Source organism: Streptomyces sp. NPDC057474, from assembly GCF_042802555.1.
In the GTDB taxonomy this organism is placed as follows: Bacteria; Actinomycetota; Actinomycetes; order Streptomycetales; family Streptomycetaceae; genus Streptomyces.
In genome coordinates this window covers 1-17,367 of sequence record NZ_JBHVDX010000021.1, presented here as the reverse complement: position 1 = coordinate 17,367, position 17,367 = coordinate 1, and the positions used below count along the sequence as shown (strand labels likewise).

At 71.4% G+C, this 17,367-nt stretch carries 15 protein-coding genes; 7 read left to right on the top strand and 8 right to left on the bottom strand.

Annotation, left to right across the window (positions count from 1 at the left end):
* Nucleotides 1-79 precede the first annotated feature (79 nt).
* The 6 genes from ACFU53_RS08710 to ACFU53_RS08685 all read left to right on the top strand — a co-directional run bounded on the left by ACFU53_RS08710 (nt 80) and on the right by ACFU53_RS08685 (nt 6,714).
* Nucleotides 80-646 carry a (2Fe-2S)-binding protein gene (locus ACFU53_RS08710; protein WP_383987773.1) on the top strand — a complete coding sequence of 189 codons (567 nt, stop codon included), beginning with the start codon at nt 80-82 and terminating at the stop codon, nt 644-646.
* Nucleotides 643-1,635 (top strand): FAD binding domain-containing protein, encoded by a 993-nt coding sequence (locus tag ACFU53_RS08705; protein WP_383987770.1) that lies wholly within the window; start codon nt 643-645, stop codon nt 1,633-1,635. Before ACFU53_RS08710 ends, ACFU53_RS08705 begins: the two co-directional genes overlap by 4 nt.
* Nucleotides 1,632-3,752, top strand: coding sequence for a xanthine dehydrogenase family protein molybdopterin-binding subunit (locus ACFU53_RS08700; RefSeq protein ID WP_383987767.1), 2,121 nt, complete (start codon nt 1,632-1,634; stop codon nt 3,750-3,752). The genes ACFU53_RS08705 and ACFU53_RS08700 overlap by 4 nt, the downstream gene beginning before the upstream one ends.
* Nucleotides 3,745-4,935: an XdhC family protein gene (locus tag ACFU53_RS08695; RefSeq protein ID WP_383987765.1), complete on the top strand. Its 1,191-nt coding sequence runs from the start codon at nt 3,745-3,747 to the stop codon at nt 4,933-4,935. The genes ACFU53_RS08700 and ACFU53_RS08695 overlap by 8 nt, the downstream gene beginning before the upstream one ends.
* A gap of 70 nt (nt 4,936-5,005) precedes the next feature.
* Nucleotides 5,006-5,377: a hypothetical protein gene (locus ACFU53_RS08690; protein WP_383987762.1), complete on the top strand. Its 372-nt coding sequence runs from the start codon at nt 5,006-5,008 to the stop codon at nt 5,375-5,377.
* Nucleotides 5,378-5,745: 368 nt separating this feature from the next.
* The gene (locus ACFU53_RS08685) at nt 5,746-6,714 is read left to right on the top strand and encodes a peptidoglycan-binding protein (RefSeq protein WP_383987760.1); all 969 of its coding nucleotides are present in this window, start codon (nt 5,746-5,748) and stop codon (nt 6,712-6,714) included.
* A gap of 216 nt (nt 6,715-6,930) precedes the next feature.
* Here the strand turns inward: ACFU53_RS08685 and ACFU53_RS08680 are convergent, their stop codons facing one another.
* The 8 genes from ACFU53_RS08680 to ACFU53_RS08645 form a co-directional block, all read right to left on the bottom strand.
* Nucleotides 6,931-7,833 (bottom strand): geranyl diphosphate 2-C-methyltransferase, encoded by a 903-nt coding sequence (locus tag ACFU53_RS08680; protein ID WP_383987757.1) that lies wholly within the window; start codon nt 7,831-7,833, stop codon nt 6,931-6,933.
* Nucleotides 7,834-7,877: 44 nt separating this feature from the next.
* On the bottom strand, nt 7,878-8,942 hold the full coding sequence (locus ACFU53_RS08675) for a family 2 encapsulin nanocompartment cargo protein terpene cyclase (protein ID WP_383987754.1): 1,065 nt from the start codon (nt 8,940-8,942) through the stop codon (nt 7,878-7,880).
* Nucleotides 8,939-10,366 carry a family 2B encapsulin nanocompartment shell protein gene (locus ACFU53_RS08670; RefSeq protein ID WP_383987751.1) on the bottom strand — a complete coding sequence of 476 codons (1,428 nt, stop codon included), beginning with the start codon at nt 10,364-10,366 and terminating at the stop codon, nt 8,939-8,941. The genes ACFU53_RS08675 and ACFU53_RS08670 overlap by 4 nt, the downstream gene beginning before the upstream one ends.
* 474 nt (nt 10,367-10,840) lie before the next feature.
* Nucleotides 10,841-12,103: a glucarate dehydratase family protein gene (locus ACFU53_RS08665; protein ID WP_383987748.1), complete on the bottom strand. Its 1,263-nt coding sequence runs from the start codon at nt 12,101-12,103 to the stop codon at nt 10,841-10,843.
* Nucleotides 12,104-12,167: 64 nt separating this feature from the next.
* Nucleotides 12,168-13,076, bottom strand: a complete 909-nt coding sequence (locus tag ACFU53_RS08660; protein ID WP_383987745.1) for a 5-dehydro-4-deoxyglucarate dehydratase — start codon at nt 13,074-13,076, stop codon at nt 12,168-12,170.
* Between the two features lie 26 nt (nt 13,077-13,102).
* Nucleotides 13,103-14,056 carry a carbohydrate ABC transporter permease gene (locus tag ACFU53_RS08655; RefSeq protein WP_383987742.1) on the bottom strand — a complete coding sequence of 318 codons (954 nt, stop codon included), beginning with the start codon at nt 14,054-14,056 and terminating at the stop codon, nt 13,103-13,105.
* The gene (locus ACFU53_RS08650) at nt 14,053-14,973 is read right to left on the bottom strand and encodes a carbohydrate ABC transporter permease (RefSeq protein WP_383987739.1); all 921 of its coding nucleotides are present in this window, start codon (nt 14,971-14,973) and stop codon (nt 14,053-14,055) included. Before ACFU53_RS08650 ends, ACFU53_RS08655 begins: the two co-directional genes overlap by 4 nt.
* Entirely contained in the window at nt 14,970-16,259 is a 1,290-nt protein-coding gene (locus tag ACFU53_RS08645; protein WP_383987735.1) for an ABC transporter substrate-binding protein, read from the bottom strand. The genes ACFU53_RS08650 and ACFU53_RS08645 overlap by 4 nt, the downstream gene beginning before the upstream one ends.
* Before the next feature lie 239 nt (nt 16,260-16,498).
* Between ACFU53_RS08645 and ACFU53_RS08640 the strand changes: the two genes are divergently transcribed.
* Complete coding sequence (locus tag ACFU53_RS08640) at nt 16,499-17,362, top strand: fructosamine kinase family protein (RefSeq protein ID WP_383987732.1); 864 nt, start codon at nt 16,499-16,501, stop codon at nt 17,360-17,362.
* Nucleotides 17,363-17,367 lie beyond the last annotated feature (5 nt).

The window sequence follows — 17,367 nt, the reverse complement described above, 5'->3', positions numbered from 1 at the left end:
CTGCCCCACATCCCTGATTCGACCGCCTGCCGGAGCGAGTCCCTTCGACATGCCCCGGATACGCGAAAGAAGGCTGATCATGTCCCCAGCCACCTCATCGACGTACAGCGCCATCACCTTGAACATCAACGGCGAGAAGCACACGCTCTCCGTCGACCACCGCACCACTCTGCTCGACGCCCTGCGCGAGCGACTCGATATGACCGGCACCAAGAAGGGCTGCGACCAGGGGCAGTGCGGTGCCTGCACCGTCCTCGTCGACGGACGCCGCAACGTCTCCTGTCTGCAGTTGGCGGTGGCGGCCGAGGGACGCGAGATCACCACCATCGAGGGCGTCGCCGAGGGTGAGCGACTGCATCCGGTGCAGCAGGCGTTCCTCGATCTGGACGGCTTCCAGTGCGGCTACTGCACGCCGGGGCAGATCTGTTCGGCGATCGCGGTGATCGAGGAGCACGCGGCGGGCTGGCCCAGTGCCGTCACCGACGACGTCCGCCCCGAGGCGGGGCCGCCACCGCTGGGCGCCGAGGAGATACGGGAGCGGATGAGCGGCAACCTGTGCCGCTGCGGCGCGTACGTGTCGATCGTCGAGGCCGTCGCCCGCGCCGCCGCCGACAGCACCGCGAAAGCCAAGGAGGCCGTGGCGTGAGGGAGTTCGACTACCGGCGTGCTCACGACGTCTCCGGCGCCCTCGCCCTGCTCGGCGCCGATCCCGAAGCGCGCTTCCTCGGCGGTGGCACCAACCTCGTCGACCTGATGAAGACCGGCGTCGAGCGGCCCGCCCGGCTCGTCGACGTCCGCGAACTCCCCCTCGACGGGATCGAGTCGACCCAGGACGGCGGACTGCGCATCGGTGCGACCGTCACCAACAGCGACCTCGCCGCCCACCCCGAAGTCCGCCGCCGCTACCCGGCGTTGACCCAGGCGGTCCTGGCCGGCGCCTCCGGGCAGCTGCGCAACATGGCCACCGTCGGCGGCAACCTCCTGCAGCGCACCCGCTGCGGCTACTTCGCCGACGTCACCAAACCCTGCAACAAGCGGGTCCCCGGCAGCGGCTGCCCCGCGATCGAGGGCGAGCACCACAACCACGCCATCCTGGGCGCCTCCCAGCACTGCGTGGCCACCCACCCCTCCGACATGGGCGTGGCACTGGCCGCCTTCGACGCCGTCGTGACGTACGAAACAGCCGACGGACCGGAGGCGTTGCCCTTCGCCGACTTCTACCTCCCGGTGGGGGACACCCCGCACATCGAGACCGCCCTGCCGCCGGGCGCCCTGATCACCGGCATCACCCTGCCGCCCGCCCCCGTCGCCGCCCGCTCCCGCTACCGCAAGGTCCGCGAGCGCGCCTCGTACGCCTTCGCCATCGGCTCCATCGCCGCCGCGCTCGACGTCCGGGACGGCGTCGTACGGGACGCGCGACTTGCCTTCGGGGCGGTCGCCTCCCGGCCGTGGCGCGCCTACGCGGCGGAACGCGTACTGACCGGGGCGCCGGCCGACGCCGAGACCTACGCGGCCGCCGCCGACGCCGAACTGGCCGACGCCGAGCCGCTGCCCCACAACGCGTACAAGGTGACGCTGATGCGCAATCTCGTGGTCGCCGTCCTGTCCGAACTCACCGAGGAGGCCACCCGATGACCACCGCCCCCACGGCACACAAGGGCGCTGTCGGCACCGCGCACACCCGCGTCGAGGGCCGCGACAAGGTCACCGGAGCCGCCCGCTACGCGGGAGAGATCCCCTTCGCCGGACTCGCCCACGGCTGGCTGACGCTGTCCACCATCGCCCGCGGCCGGATCCGCGCGATCGAGACCGCCGCCGCGCTCGGGATGCCGGGCGTGCTCGCCGTCCTGACCCACGAGAACGCCCCACGCGTCGACACCGACTACACAGGGCTCATGGGGATGAAACCCGACCCGACCACCGCCGTGTTCCAGCACGACCGGGTGCCGCACCTGGGCTGGCCGGTCGCGCTGGTCGTCGCCGAGACCTCCGAGCAGGCCAGGGAGGCCGCCGAGGCGCTGGTCGTGCACTACGAGCGGGAGACGCACGACATCGCGTTCGCCGCCGGGCACCCGGACGCGTACGCACTGGACGCCTTCGGCCCCGCGGTGATCGAGAAGGGCGACCTGGAGGCCGAACTCGCCGCGTCCGCCGCCGTCGTGGACGCCGAGTACACCACCCCCGAGGAACACCACAACGCCATGGAGCCGCACGCGGTGACGGCCCGCTGGGACGGGGGCCGGCTCGACGTCTTCGACTCCAACCAGGGCACCCTGTGGGTCCAGGGTGAACTGGCCAACCTGTTCTCCCTCGACCCGGCCTCGGTGCGGGTCCGCTCCGAGCACGTCGGCGGCGGTTTCGGCAGCAAGGGTGTCCGCGCGCACCAGGTCGCCGCCGTCATGGCCGCGACCGTCCTCCAGCGCCCGGTCCGGGTGGTCATGACCCGGCGTCAGATGTTCTCCCTCGCCGGCTACCGCAGCCCCACCAGCCAGCGGGTCCGGCTCGGCGCCGACCCCGACGGACGGCTGCGCGCCCTGGAGCACCGCTCCCAGAGCCTCACCTCGACCGTCCACGAGTTCATCGAGTCGAGCGCCGGACCGGCCCGTGTGATGTACGCCGCCGACGCCCACCACACGGCCAACAAGGTCGTACGGCTCGACGTGCCGACCCCGACCTGGATGCGCGCGCCCGGCGAGGCGCCGGGGTCGTTCGCGCTGGAGTCGGCGTTCGACGAACTCGCCGAGAAGCTGGGCATCGACCCGATCGAGCTGCGGGCCCGCAACGAGCCCGACCGGGGCCCCGTCTCCGGGCTGCCCTTCGCCGGTCGCAACCTGCACGCCTGCTTCCGGGAGGGCGCCCGCAGGTTCGGCTGGGCCGACCGTGACCCGCGGCCCGGCGTGCGCCGCGACGGACGCTGGCTGATCGGCACCGGCACGGCGGCGGCCTCCTTCGGCGCGGGAGCCGCACCGTCCACGGCGGCCGTGACGGCCGAGGCCGACGGCACCTTCACCGTGCGGATCAACGCGGCGGACATCGGCACCGGTGCCCGCACCGCGCTCACCCTGGTCGCCGCCGATGCCCTGGAGGTCGTACCGGACCGGGTCCGGGTGCGGATAGGGGACAGCGACCTCGGCCCGGCCATGATCGCCGGCGGCTCGATGGGCACCCGTTCCTGGGCCTGGGCCGTCACCCTCGCGGCAGGCGAACTGAGGGAGCGGCTCGCCCTCGGCGACGACATCCCGCCGGAGGGCATCACCGTCCGCTCCGACACCACCGCCGCCATCGGCGCCCTCGCCCAGAAGGAACGCCACTCCTACGGCGCCCAGTTCGCCGAGGTCGCCGTGGACCCCGCCACCGGCGAGGTACGCGTGCGCCGCATGCTCGGCGTCTTCGCGGCGGGCAGGATCGTCAACCCGCTCACCGCCCGCAGCCAGTTCATCGGCGGCATGACCTGGGGCATCTCCATGGCCCTCCACGAGGAGGCGGTACGCGACCAGGCCTCCGGCGGCCACTACGCCGCCGACCTCGCCGGCTACCACGTGGCCGCGCACGCCGACGTCCCCGCCATCGAGGCGGACTGGGTGGACGACCCCGACCCCGACGACCCCGTCGGCATCAAGGGCATCGGCGAGATCGGCATCGTGGGTGCGGCGGCCGCCGTCGCCAACGCGGTCTGGCACGCCACCGGCGTACGCCACCGCCACCTGCCCATCCGGCCCGACCGCGTCCTGATGGCGGGCCGGGATGCTTGACGCGGCCGCCGAGCTGAGTGCCTGGGCCGAGGAGGGCCGGGACTTCGCCGTCGCCACCGTCGTGGCGGTGAGCGGCAGCGCCCCGCGCGGCCCCGGCGCGGCTCTCGCCGTCGACAGCACGGGCACGGCCGTCGGTTCGGTCTCCGGTGGGTGTGTGGAGGGCGCGGTGTACGACCTGTGCCAACAGGCGCTGGCGGACGGTGAGACCGTGTTCCAGCGCTTCGGCTACAGCGACGAGGACGCCTTCGCCGTCGGCCTGACCTGCGGCGGCGTCATCGACATCCTGGTCACCCCCGTCACCGCCGGTTCACCGGCCCGAGCGGTGCTGCGCGCCGCGCTCTCGGCCGCCGCCGAGAGCGAGCCGACGGCCCTCGCCCGCGTCGTCAGGGGCCCGGCCGAACTCCTCGGGCAGGCCCTGCTCGTACACCCCGACGGGTCGACCGACGGGGCGCGTGACGGGTCGTACGACGGGGCGCGTGCCGGTTCGTACGAAGGCGGTCTCGGCGGGCACCCCGAACTCGACCGGACGGCCGCCGCAGCGGCCCGGGCGATGCTGGACGGCGGACGTACGGGCACGATCGAGCTCTCGGCGGACGGATCGCACTGTGCCGGTGGGCTCACCCTCCTCGTGGAGACGAGGGTGCCGCCACCCCGCATGATCGTGTTCGGGGCGATCGACTTCGCGGCGGCACTCGTGCGCGCGGGCAGGTTCCTCGGCTACCACGTCACCGTGTGCGACGCCCGGCCGGTCTTCGCCACGCGGGCCCGTTTCCCGGAGGCCGACGACCTCGTGGTGGACTGGCCGCACCGCTACCTCCGGCGCACCGAGACCGACAGCCGTACGGTCCTGTGCGTGCTCACCCACGACGCCAAGTTCGACATACCCCTGCTGAAGACGGCCCTGCGGATGCCGGTCGCGTTCGTGGGTGCGATGGGCTCCCGCCGCACCCACGCCGACCGCGACCGGCGACTGCGTGAAGTCGGCCTGCACGACGAGGAGTTGGCCCGGCTCAGGTCCCCGATCGGCCTCGACCTCGGCGCCCGCACGCCCGAGGAGACCGCCCTGTCCATCGCGGCGGAGATCGTCGCGGCCCGGCGCGGCGGCACGGGTGTACCGCTGACCGGTTCGGGGATGCCGATCCACCGGGAGGTGGCGGAGCGGGGGGCGGTGGCGGCGGCCTGAGTACTTCGGCCGGGGCGACTGAGTATGTGGTCCGATGCCCCGCACCACGGGCCGCTGGTGCACTGTCGTCATGGACACGCACCCCTCGCGCTCGCGCCCCCTCCGGAACGTCACCGCCACGGCCACCGCCACCGGTTCGGCCCTCGCGGTGGTGCTGCTGCCGCTGGTGGTCGGGGCGTTGGCGGCGCGGTCGGCCGGCGGTGACCCGATGGCGTCGGTCAACGCCCTGATCGCGGGCGGCGGGGAGCGGGCGAGGCTGTCCCGGAGCCAGTTGCCCATCCTGCGGGGCATGCGCACGGCGCCCCGCAGGATGGGCGCGCGGCTGGCACGGCGGCGGCCGACGAACGGCCGTCCGCTGTTGGACGGCCGTCTGCCCGGGCGACGGCTACTGTCCCGCCGTGAGGACGTACGTGTTGAGGTTCCCCACGGTCGTGAGCGGTGACGGCGAGCCCAGCTCGTTGCGGTCCACGGCGAGGTAGCTGGGCTTCTTGCGCGCGGCCGGAGCGCAGAAGCTCTGCGCGCGGTTGACCAGCTTGGCGTTGTAGGTCTCGGCCGTGCCGCTGATGCGGGGCCCGAGCCCAGGACGGACACACCCAGGGCGAGCGCGGCGACCGTGGGGTTGATGTCAGAGGCATGTCACTTCGAGCACCGGGTCGCGCACCAGCCCCGTCACATGAAGGCATCATGAGCGCGAACTCGTCTTTGCCGAACGGGACTTGGCCGGTAGACGTTTGAGATTCAAGCAAGTCTTGGGGATTCTGTGCAGAAGATCTGTTTAAACTCTGGAATCCGCTCGAAGAGAGACCACGCGTGAGTGAACCGACAGCCCCTGTCTGCCCGCAGTGCGGTACGCCCCGGGCGACGGACGGCACTCCGGCCTGTTCCTGCGGCCGTCTCGCGTCGGAAGCTCATCGCGACATCCGTACGGCGCAGGCGGAAGCCGCGGAGGACTTCGACCCGGTACGCATACGGCCGTTCGTGAAGGTCGGTGACGACACCGAGCCGGCCGCCTCCTCGGCGGCCCCCGAAGGCGAGCCGCAGCCGAACGCCTCGGAAGACGGCGACGCACCGGAGGCGGCCCCTGACGAGCCGCACCGCGCGGCAGCCGCTCCCTTCGACGAAGAGCCTTTCCTCGACGAACAGTCTCCGGCCGACGAACTGCTCCCCGTCGACAGTGTCCAGGGCGGCCGTCGGCGGCGCCGAGCGGTACTGGCCGCAGGGGTGGGGGCCGGCGCGGCGGCTGTCCTGGTCACGGGAGGGATTATCGGCGGGCTCTTCTCGTACGAGGCTCCCGCACGGGACGGCTCGGGCCCCGGCGACGTCAGGGCGGACCTCCCGGAGGCGGCGGCCGGTGAGGGGACGTCGTCGTCGGCGGCGGCCCCGTCCCGTACGACCTCTTCGCCCTCCCCGTCGGGGACCTCGTCCACCTCGCCGGAGGCGACCCCCACCGAGAGCCGGGCCACCCCCACCGGCTCCGGCACCCCGACCAAGTCCCCCTCCAACAGCGACGCCACCGTCACGGCGGCCCCCGCGCCGACCCAGTCCGACGCGCAGCCCCCCGTCCTCGGCCTCGGCGACCGGGGAGCGGAGGTCACCGAACTCCAGCTCCGCCTGCGCCAGATCGGCCTCTACAACGGAGACGCCGGCGGCGACTACGACCGCGAGGTCGAGAGCGCGGTCCGCGGCTACCAACTGACCCGTGCCGTCCTGGAGGACGACCCGGGTGTCTACGGAGAGGCGACTCGCGCCTCACTCGAATCCGAGACGTCGGAGCCGTGACCCAGGTCGCGACGCTGAACGGGCAGCGGTGGCGCATGCCGTACGGCCGGGCTGGCGCTGGCGGTGGCGGTGGCGGTGGCGGTGGCGGTGGCGCGTGCCGTACGGCCGGGCTGGCGGTGGCGAGCAGCCGGCGGACCGGATCCCGGATCCGCCGACCACCCGCGCCGGTCCCGCGGGCTCCCTCAGCCCTGCCGACCCCACAGGGCGCCCCCTGGGTCAGACCCGGTCCGCGACGATCAGCAGGTACTGGAAACTGCCGTTCTCGTACGCGGTGATGAAGGTGTCCTCGATGCCGGTGACGAGGTGGTCGGCCTGTTTGCGGAGTTCCCAGTAGGGGAGGGCGGCTGCGGTCAGGTCCATGACGTGGACGGGGACGAGGCGGTTGTGGGCCAGCGCGCGGAAGTACTCGGAGCGGGGGTGGATATCGCAGATGTAGTGGGCGTTGATGAGGGACACCTCGCGGGAGGCGCGGCCGTAGGTGTCGTTGTAGCAGCCGGTGACGGTGACGTAGCGGCCGCCGCGGCGCAGCAGCCGGGCGTGCTCGGCGAAGAGCAGGTCCAACTCGACGTACATGGTGGACTCGTTGTTCCAGGACGCCGCGAACTCGCCGGAGGGGAGGCCCGTGTCGAGCATGTTGCGGTGGTGATGGCGGACCCGGTCGGCGATCTCCCGCTTGCGGGCCTGTTCATTGGCGAACTCGGCCTGCTTGCGCGAGATCGTGACGCCGTCGACTTGGCAGCCGTACCGCAGATGGGCCACCACGCTGCCGCCGCCGCGCCCGCAGCCGGCGTCGAAGACGCGGTCGGCGGGGGAGAGGGGGCCGAGATGGCGGGCGAGCAGTTCGGCCTGGGCCTGTTCCAGGCGGTGCAGTTCGGCGGTGATGCGCGCGCGGCGGCGCGCCGGATCGGGGCCGTCGTCGAGGACGGACCAGTCCGCGTCGCCGATGCCGTAGTGATGGTGGTACAGGTCGTCGATCTTGCCGAGTTCGAGGTTGACCGGGTTCTCCTCGGCGTTCCAGTAGTCCGCGACGCGGTTCTGATACACGGACTGGGCCGGAGAGGGTGCCGGGGACTGGGCCGGCGGCGGTGCGGCGGTCGTGGTGACGGCGTCGATGGTCAACGGTGGCTCCTCCGGTGATGTCGGGCGTCGGCCATGTCGGGGCGTTACCAGTAGTCGGGCAGGCTGTAGCGGTCGGTGTTGGTGGCGTGCCATTCGTGGTTGCCGGCGACCCAGGCGGCGAGACCGGTGGCGTAGCGCTCGATCAGCGGCGAGGTGGCGGACAGGGCCGCGGACTCCTCCTCGAACGCCTCCATGATCCGGTTGTGGATCTCGACGGCCTCCAGGTAGGCGGCCTTGAGCCCGCACCGCTCGTTGGCGGCGATCACCATGGGCAGATTGAGATGGTCCGGGTCGTTCGACATCTCCTTGGTGAAGGAGTACAGGTCGTTGACGATCGTGGCCGCGTTCCCGGCCAGCGCGGTGATCCGCTGGACCTCGGGCCGGGCGTAGATCGCCTCCGGCAGCTCCCAGCCGTCCACGGCGTCGACGACCGTCAGGCAGGGCCGGAAGTTGTTGAACTGCCGCATCACCAGGTACTCCCAGACCCGCGGCAGATGGTCCGTCTCGGCCCAGGCAGCCTCGCCGAGATAGCCCAGATGCAGCCGGGCGAGATCGTGGACGAGCCGGTCGGTCTGGCTGGGCGTGGCGAGGACGGCGTAGTCCCGCAGCGCGAAGTGGTACGAGCGCAGCGGTCCGTCGGCCCGTACGCCGTGCCCCCACCGGTCCTCCATCTCCGGGGTGCTGTGGAGCGGGTCGAGTGCCGACTGGGCCATGATCAGCCGGCCGCCGAGGCCGCGCGGCGAGCCGCCCTTGCCCTCGTCGACCTCGCAGTAGAGGTTGTCGACCAGGTTCTCGGCGAGCAGCAGCTTCCCGGCGGCGGTGAGGTGTTCGAGGCCCGCCCCGCCCGGATACGCGAGCACGATCGCCCGGCCCAGACCGAACCCCGCGAACTGCCCCTTCCATTCCCGGGGGAACAGGTCCAGCCGCTCCGCCCAGGCCTCCAGCCTCCGGTCGACCTCCGCGACCTTCGCCGGGTCGGCGGGCCCGGCGGGCCGGTACCGCAGCCCGGGGACCGCGCCTGCGCGCCGGTCCCGCCGGGAACGGGCGGGACTCGGCGGACCGGGCAGCCGGGTACGAGCGCGGCTGTCGGCCACTGACGGCTCGCTCATTCGGGCATCCACCCGACCTGCACGTTCTCCAGGATCCCGGCCGCGTCGGGCACCAGCACGGCCATCGAGTAGTAGGCGGTGATCAGATAGCTCATGATCGCGGTGGTGTCGACGCCCATGAACCGTACGTTCAGGGAGGGCTCGTACTCCTCGGGGATGCCCGTCTGGTGCAGGCCGACGACCCCCTGGTCCTTCTCGCCGGTGCGCAGCGCGATGATGCTGGTGGTGTGCTGCGGGGTGATCGGGATCTTGCTGCACGGGAAGAGCGGCACACCGCGCCACGCGGGCACCTCGTGTCCGTCGACGTTCACCGTGCCGGGCACCAGCCCGCGCCGGTTGCACTGCCGGAAGAAGGCCGCGATCGCCTTCGGATGGGCCAGGTACAGCCGGGTCTTGCGGCGCATGGACAGCAGCTCGTCCATGTCGTCCGGGGTCGGCGGCCCGGAGAAGGTGCTGACGCGCTGGCTGTAGTCGATGTTGTGCAGCAGCCCGAACTCGCGGTTGTTGACGAGCTCCCATTCCTGGCGTTCGCGGATCTCCTCGATGGTCAGGCGGAGTTGCTGCTCCGTCTGGTTCATCGGGTTGTTGTAGAGGTCCGCGACCCGGGTGTGGACGCGCAACACCGTCTGGGTGAGGGAGAGTTCGTACTCGCGCGGCGCCAGGTCGTAGTCGACGAAGCCGCCCGGCAGCATCAACTCGCCCACGTGCCCGGCCTCCAGGGGCACGTCCGCCTCGCCCTTGCGGTTCACGGGCTTGCGCTGCCGCTCGGCGAAGGCGTCGAACTGGGCGGCGAGGGACGGCGTGCGCTCCACGAACGCCGTCAGCACGTCCCAGTTGAGCGCCAGCACCACCCCCGCCGTGTCGGCCCGTACCGAGCTGAGCCACAGGGGGTCGGCGTGGCCGATGGCCTCGTCGCCCAGACCGTCGCCGTCGCTGATGACGCCGAGGACCTCCTCCTCGCCGTACTTGCCGGTGGTGTAGCGCGTGAACCGGCCGTGCACCACGAGGTACGCCTCGGTCACCGGCTGCCCGGCGTCCACCAGCACCTGCCCGGCTCGTACTTCACGCACCCGGAACCGGGAGGAGATCTCCCTCAGGGCCGCGAGGTCGCAGTAGCCGCGTAGCGCGGGGAGTTCGGTGAGCGTCTCCGGGATGACCTTGACGTCGTCGGCGCCGTGCTGGTCGAACTGCACCCGGCCCCGGCCGATACGGAGCTGGAGACGGCGGTTGACCCGGTAGGCGCCGCCCTTGACGTCCACCCACGGCAGTGTCTTGAGCAGCCACCGCGAGGTGATGGCCTGCATCTGCGGTTCGGACTTGGTGGTCGTCGCGAGTTGCCGCGCGGCCTGGGTGCTGAGGCTGGTGAACTGCGGTTCGTCGGCGGGTTCCGGTGCGCTTTCGGAGGAGCTTACGGGGGCGGTCACATTCCCTCCCGATAGGTGAGCGGATGTGCGTGGACGTACGGATGCGTGCGGGGACGCGCCTGGACACGGGCGAACGCCGGGTGCGGTCGAGACACGGAACTCGGGTGGCGCGCTTACGACTTGGTCGTGGGGGCGGATTCCGAGGAGATCGACGCCGGATCGACGCCGGATCGGCGACGGCGAGGCGGCACGTGCGACGGTGAGGCGGCACGTGCGGATGAGTGGCGCGCGTCGCGGTTCAAGCCAAACAGGCGGGACGGCCTGTCGGGCACCGCGTGAAAGGGGCGACTTCGGGTCCTGGGGGTGCGGAAACCGCCGACCGAGGCAGATCACCGGCCGCTCCGTGCTCACGCGCCCGTCGCCCGCCTCCCGCGACCGGCGCGGAGGGCGCACGACGCCGCCCACGCGAAAAGGGGCTGCCCGGAGGCTGCCCCTGATCAGCGGTGATTCACCAGCGCGGCGGTCACAGGTGATTCACCAGCGCGGCAGTCTCAGCTCGTACCCCGGCTGGATCCGGCGCATGTACCCGGTGTCGTCCCGGGAGCGCATGCCCGAGTCGACGTACAGCCGGTGCAGCCGGTCGAGGGCCTCATGATCCAGTTCCACGCCCAGCCCGGGCCCGGTGGGCACGGCGACCTCCCCGTCGCGGAACTCCAGCACGCCCGGGACGATGACGTCGTCCGCCGAGTTCCACGGGTAGTGCGTGTCGCAGGAGTGGTCGAGGTTGGGGATGGCCGACGCGACATGGGTCATCGCGGCCAGACTGATGCCCAGGTGCGAGTTGGAGTGCATGGACAGGGCGAGCCCGAACGCCTCGCATACGGCGGCCAGTTCACGGGTGCGGCGCAGTCCGCCCCAGTAGTGGTGGTCGGTGAGCAGCACCTGGATCGCGTTCTGTTCGATCGCCGGCTTCAGATGCTCCCAGGCGACCACGCACATGTTAGTGGCGAGCGGCATCGGCGATTCCTTCGCCACCTCCGCCATACCGGCAATGGTTGCGGTCGGATCCTCCAAGTACTCCAGTACGCCGTCCAGTTGGCGGGCGACGTAGGTCGAGGTCTCCACCGTCCAGGCCGTGTTGGGGTCCAGCCGCAGCGGCTGCCCGGGGAAGGCCTCCGTGAGCGCCTTGATCGCGGCGATCTCCTCGTCCGGCGGGAAGACACCCCCCTTGAGCTTGAACGAGCTGAATCCGTACCGCTGTTGCATCAGTCGCGCCTGCTCGACGACACCGGCCGGGTCCAGTGCCTCGCCCCAGTCGTCCCCGACCGCCGGGCGACCGTCGAGCGCCGGGTGTTCGGCCCACTTGTAGAAGAGGTACGCGGCGAAGGGCACGGAGTCGCGGACCCGGCCGCCCAGCAGATCGCTGACCGGGCGGCCGAGCAGCTTGCCCTGCGCGTCGAGGCAGGCCACCTCGACCGCCGAGGTGGTCCAGCCGCGTTCGTGGGAGCTGGGCACGGTCGGCAGCAGGACGGTGTCGATCGCGGCCGAGACGGCGGTGGTGTCGAAGACGTCCAGGCCGACCACCGCCTTCGCGGCGGCATCGAGCCGCTCCAGGCGGACGGTGCCGCCCGTCGACTCGCCGAGCCCCACCGTGCCGTCCTCCAGGACGAGTTGGAGGATGGTCCGCAGGGCGAGGGGCTCGTGGACGCCGTTGGAGTTGAGCAGCGGCGGGTCACGGAAGGCGATCGGGGTGACGAGCAGTTCCCGGATCCGGGTCCCCGGTGCGGCGCCGGTCATACGCCCACCCTCTCAAAGCCGTGAAGGCCAAGGCCATGACGGCCAAGTCCGTGACGGTTCGGCATCACGCGCCCACCACCTCCAGGCCATGGTCGATGAGCTTCGCCAGCCGGGCGACGTGCTCCGGGGCCGGGTCGATCAACGGCGCCCGTACACCGCCGACGTCCAGGCCGCGAAGGGTCACCCCGGCCTTGACCAGCGCCACGGCGTATCCGGGCACCTCGTCGCGCAGTTCGACGAGCGGGCCGTAGAACTCGTCGAGGAGCGTGGCGACCAGTGCCTCGTCGCCCTCGGCGAGCGCCCGGTGGAAGGCGAGGGCGATCTCCGGGGCGAAGGCGAACACGGCGGAGGAGTACAGGCCGACGCCGATGCCCTGGTAGGCGGGCGCGGTCATCTCGGCGGTGGGCAGTCCGTTGAAGAACTGGAAGCCCTCCGTGCCCGGCACGGCCCGTACCGCGCGCACGATCCGGTGCATCCGCTCGATGTCCCCGATGCCGTCCTTGAGACCGACTACCCCGGGCAGGGCCGCGATCTCGGCGGCGGTGTCCGCGGTGAGGCGGGCGGTGCCGCGCTGGTAGAAGATGACCGGCACGCCGGTGGCCGCCGTGACCTCCCTGACGTACCGCACCAGGCCCTGCTGCGGCGCGCTCACCAGATAGGGCGGCAGCAGCAGGATGCCGTCGGCGCCGGCCCGTTCGACGCGGGCCGCCTGGTCGCGGGCGACCGGGGACGGGCCCCCGGCGGCGGCCAGCACGGGAACCCGCCCGGCCGTCGTCGACACGGCGACCCGCGTGGCCCGCTCGATCTCCGCGGGCGTCAGCGCGTGGAACTCACCGGTGCCGCAGGCGACGAACACGCCCCCGGCACCGGCCGCGACCCCGGCCTCGATGTGCTGTGCGAGCCGTTCCTCGTCCACCGAACCGTCCGAAGCGAACGGCGTGACCGGAAAGAACAGCACTCCTTGGAACTTCATGTATCCCTCGTATTACCAGTGGGGGTTCAGCCCTTGGTGGCCCCGGCGGCGATGCCGGTGACCAGCGAGCGCTGGAGGAGCAGGTAGACGACAAGGCTGGGCAGGAGCGCGATGACCGCGCCGGCGAGGACGACGCCCGAGCCGACCTCGGGGTCGGTGCGCAGGACGGAGAGGGCCACGGTGACCGTGTAGTCGGTCGGGTCCTTGGCGGCGATCAGCGGCAGCAGGTACTGGTCCCAGATCATGATGAAGCCGAGGACCCCGGCCACCCCGAGCGCGGGCTTGCACAGCGGCAGGACGACCTGCCACAGCATCCGCAGTTCGCCGACGCCGTCGAGCCGGGCGGCCTCCTCGATCTCGCTCGGGATGTCCTTCATGAACTCGGTCAGCAGCATCACCGAGAAGCCCCAGGCACCGAGCGGCAGGATGACGCCCCAGACGGTGCCCTTCAGGTCGATGCCGACCACCGGGACATGGCCGAGGACCAGGGACAGCGGGATGGCGATGACCTCCTCGGGGAGCATCATCGTCAGCATGAACAGGGTCATGATCAGCGCCTGACCACGGAACCGGTGCCGGGCCAGCGCATACGCGGCGAGCACGCACACCACGAGCTGGAGCAGGAGTCCGCCGCCCGCGATGACGAGCGAGTTGGTGAAGTAGTCCCAGATGCCGCGCTCCCCGGCCACCCGAAAGTTGAGCAGCGTGCTGTCGTGCGGGAGGAACGACAGGGACGAACCGCTGGGGTGGGTACTGAGGGCACCCGAGACGATCGTCAGGAAGGGCACGGCGAAGATGCCGAGCGCTGTCGCGCACAGCAGGATCCGCAGGGCCCAGGAGACGCCGGGCCGGTCGTTCCAGCCGAGCGCGGTGTCGAAGCGGGCGGGCGTCGTACGGGCCTGCTTGCCCGTTCGCCTGGACGAAGTGACGGCCTCGTCGGACGACGGGGTCCGGACGGGGTCGAGGGCTGGTGCGCTCATCGCACGTCTCCCCTCTTGCGGAAGTGGTAGACGGAGACGGTGAGCAGCAGCGTCACCGCGAGCAGGACGACGGAGGCCGCCGACGCGCCGCCGATGTCGTTGCGGGTGAAGCCGAGGGTGTAGGCGCGGGTCATCCACACTTCGGTGGATCCGGCGGGGCCGCCGCCCGTGAGGACGTACACCTCGGTGAAGACACGCAGACCGCGGATGGCGGCCAGTGTGAGGACGATGCCGATGGCGGGGCGGATCGCCGGCAGGGTCACGTACCGCAGCCGCTGCCACAGCGAGACACCGTCCATCGCGGCGGCCTCGTACAAGGTGCGGTCCACGCCCGCGAGTCCGGCGAGGATGATCACCATGTTGTAGGGGGCGGTCATCCAGATGCCCATGACCATCGTCGCCCAGAGCGCGGTGTCCGGGTTGTCGAGGAACGGTGTCGGGCCGAGGCCGAGGAAGCCGAGGGCGCTGTTCACGAGGCCGTCGGAGGTCGGGTAGTACATCAGCCGCCACAGCTCACCGACCACGGCGGTCGCGGTGACGACCGGCAGGAAGACGGCCGTGCGGATGATCTTCAGTGAGCGGGCCTGGCCCTCCAGCAGCAGCGCCAGGAAGAAGCCGACGACGATCGCGCCGAGCGACTGCCCTATGCCGAGGAGGAGGGTGTGGCCGACCGCGTCCTGGAAGCGGTGGTCGGTCAGGACCCGCGTGTAGTTGTCGAGGCCGACCCACTTGTCGCCGAGGAACGGCCGTACGTCGAAGAAGCTGAGCCAGATGCCCTTGCCCATCGGCACGAACTTGAAGACGAGGGCGAGCAGCAGGCCGGGGGCCAGGAACAGCCAGGGAAGGACGGCCTTCTTGGAGAGGACCCGCTTGGCGAGCGCTCTGCGCCGGTCCGGCGCGATGGTGGTAGCGGTCATTGCAACAGGTCCTGGTCCTTGAGGTCACCGGCGAGCGTGTCGTTGAGTTCCTTGAGTCCGGTGCCGACGTCGCTGCCGCAGTAGGTGAAGACCGCGTTGAGGGCGTCGGCGGTGTCCTGTTTGATCGGTGCGAAGTCGGGCGCGTTGGGGAACTGCTCCGAGGCGTCCTCGTACGCCTTCTGCACGACGCTCCAGCGGGGGTCGTCCCGTACCTGGGCCGCGTCGAGCGTTGCGTTGACGGGGATGCGGACCACGGGCTGGTTCGCGCCGGTCATGGCGAGCTTCTGGCCCTCGGGGGAGATCAGGAAGGCGGCGAGGGCCTGTTCCTGCTTCGTCTTGCCGGTCCTGGCGCCGAAGTAGATGTTCTCGCCGTCGGCCAGCACGGTGGACCCGGCCGGGCCCGCGGGGAACGGGACGACCTCGTACTTGTCCTTGCCGGGTGTCGCGTCGTAGGTGGCGATGTTGTACGGGCCCGTGAGGTACATCCCGGCGTTGCCGTCCTGGAAGTTGGTGGCCGTGCCGGTGACGGCGCTGATGGCGCCGGGCTGGATGACACCGTTGTCACCGCAGAAGAGGTTGTCCTTCATCCAGGTGACGGTGCGCACGGCGGCGGCCGAGTCCATGGCGGGGCGGTAGCCCTTGCCCTCCGGCTCGATGATCTTCGCGCCGCCGGACCAGAGGAAGCTGGCGCCCCACCAGGCGGCGTAACCGTTCTGCGCGCTGCCCGGGACGACCATGCCGTAGGTGTCCTTCTTGCCGTCGCCGTCCGGGTCGCGCTCCGCGAAGGCCTTCGCGACGCCGAGCATCTCCGCCCAGGTCGTCGGCGCCTTGAGCCCGAGCTTCTGCAGCCAGTCCTTGCGGATCATCAGGGTCTGGGCCTGACGTGAGTACGGGATGCCGTAGTGCGCGCCGTCGATGCCGACGGTGGAGGCCCAGGTCCTGTCGGTGATCTGGTCGTGGCCCTCGATCGCGGCCGGATCGATCGGCTTGAGCAATCCCTGGCTCTGGTAGCTGCCCATCAGCGCCGTGTCGTTGATCATCACGTCAGGGAGGTCCTTGGTGGACGCCCGGCTCTGGAGCTGCTGGTCGAAGTTGATGACCGGCTGGTAGTCGATCTTGATGTCGGTCTTCTCGGTGAAGGCGGCGAACACCCGCTCGTACGTGGCGGCCGGGTCCGGGTTGCTCCGGGTCCAGACCTCCAGTGTGTTCGGATCACCGCCCCCGGCGCTGTCGGCCCCCGATCCGCAGGCCGCCGTCCCGAACGCGAGCCCCGCGACGGTGATCATGGCTGCCAGGCGGCGACTTCGTCGGCGAACGCCCATGGGCACACTCCGTTGTTCTCCCGGGCCGTCCGCCCGACTGTTCATATCCGTGAACTTACTTCACGAATCTAAATGATCGGCCAAGCTACGGAGCGTTTCGTTTGTATGTCAAGACATGGGTAGGAGATTTCACCGGCGCCACACCTGGGGCTCGCGGGATCCTGTCAGACGTCTGAGGGCATGAGATCTGGAGGTGATGCGCCGTGGCCGATCGCACGGCACCCGGTGCCCTGGCGGCGAGGCTCACCGGCCGCCCGGCGACCGGCGAACGCCGACTGTCCGGGACGCTCGCCGAGGTCAGCCTCGACGACGGCCGGAAGGTGCTCGTCAAGCTCGGCGACGGCCCCGGCGCGGCCCAGGCCGAGGCGGCCGGACTGCGCTGGCTCGCCGGGGCGGACACGGTCCGCGTCCCGACGGTGTACGGCCACGACGGGCGCCGCCTGGTGATCGACCTGGTGGAGCAGGGGGCACCGAGTGCCGTGGCGGCGGCCCGTCTCGGAGCCGACCTGGCCGCCCTGCACGCCGCCGGCGCGCCCGCCTTCGGCTCCCCGCCGCCCGGCGGCCCGAGGGAGGCGTACATCGGGCGTGCCCCCATGCGGAACGTCCCCGGCACCGACTGGCCTGCCTGGTACGCCGAGCACCGCGTGCTGCCGTATCTGCGCCGCGCGGTCGACGACGGCACTGTCCGCCCGGCCGAGGCCGCCATCATCGAGGACGTGTGCGCTCGGCTGCCCGACCTCGCGGGCCCCGCCGAGCCGCCCGCCCGGCTGCACGGCGACCTCTGGAACGGCAACGTCCTGTGGGGCGCCGACGGCCACGCCCGGCTCATCGACCCGGCCGCGCACGGCGGCCACCGCGAGACCGACCTGGCGATGCTGGCCCTCTTCGGCTGCCCTCACCTGGACCGGGTGCTGGAGGGCTACCGACGGGCGGCGCCCCTCACCGACGGCTGGACGGACCGCGTCGGCCTCCACCAGCTCTTCCCGCTGCTGGTGCATGCGGTGCTGTTCGGCCGTGGCTATGCGGAACAGGCCTTGGAAACGGCTCGGGCGGCGCTCGCGCGGTGAGCGCG

Bases quoted from the DNA above. Each gene is read 5' to 3' on its own strand.
- ACFU53_RS08675 (WP_383987754.1), bottom strand. From the start codon at position 8,942: ATGAGCGAGCCGTCAGTGGCCGACAGCCGCGCTCGTACCCGGCTGCCC.
- ACFU53_RS08655 (WP_383987742.1), bottom strand. From the start codon at position 14,056: ATGAGCGCACCAGCCCTCGACCCCGTCCGGACCCCGTCGTCCGACGAG.
- ACFU53_RS08660 (WP_383987745.1), bottom strand. From the start codon at position 13,076: ATGAAGTTCCAAGGAGTGCTGTTCTTTCCGGTCACGCCGTTCGCTTCG.
- ACFU53_RS08650 (WP_383987739.1), bottom strand. From the start codon at position 14,973: ATGACCGCTACCACCATCGCGCCGGACCGGCGCAGAGCGCTCGCCAAG.
- ACFU53_RS08700 (WP_383987767.1), top strand. From the start codon at position 1,632: ATGACCACCGCCCCCACGGCACACAAGGGCGCTGTCGGCACCGCGCAC.
- ACFU53_RS08690 (WP_383987762.1), top strand. From the start codon at position 5,006: ATGGACACGCACCCCTCGCGCTCGCGCCCCCTCCGGAACGTCACCGCC.
- ACFU53_RS08710 (WP_383987773.1), top strand. From the start codon at position 80: ATGTCCCCAGCCACCTCATCGACGTACAGCGCCATCACCTTGAACATC.
- ACFU53_RS08645 (WP_383987735.1), bottom strand. From the start codon at position 16,259: ATGATCACCGTCGCGGGGCTCGCGTTCGGGACGGCGGCCTGCGGATCG.
- ACFU53_RS08665 (WP_383987748.1), bottom strand. From the start codon at position 12,103: ATGACCGGCGCCGCACCGGGGACCCGGATCCGGGAACTGCTCGTCACC.
- ACFU53_RS08695 (WP_383987765.1), top strand. From the start codon at position 3,745: ATGCTTGACGCGGCCGCCGAGCTGAGTGCCTGGGCCGAGGAGGGCCGG.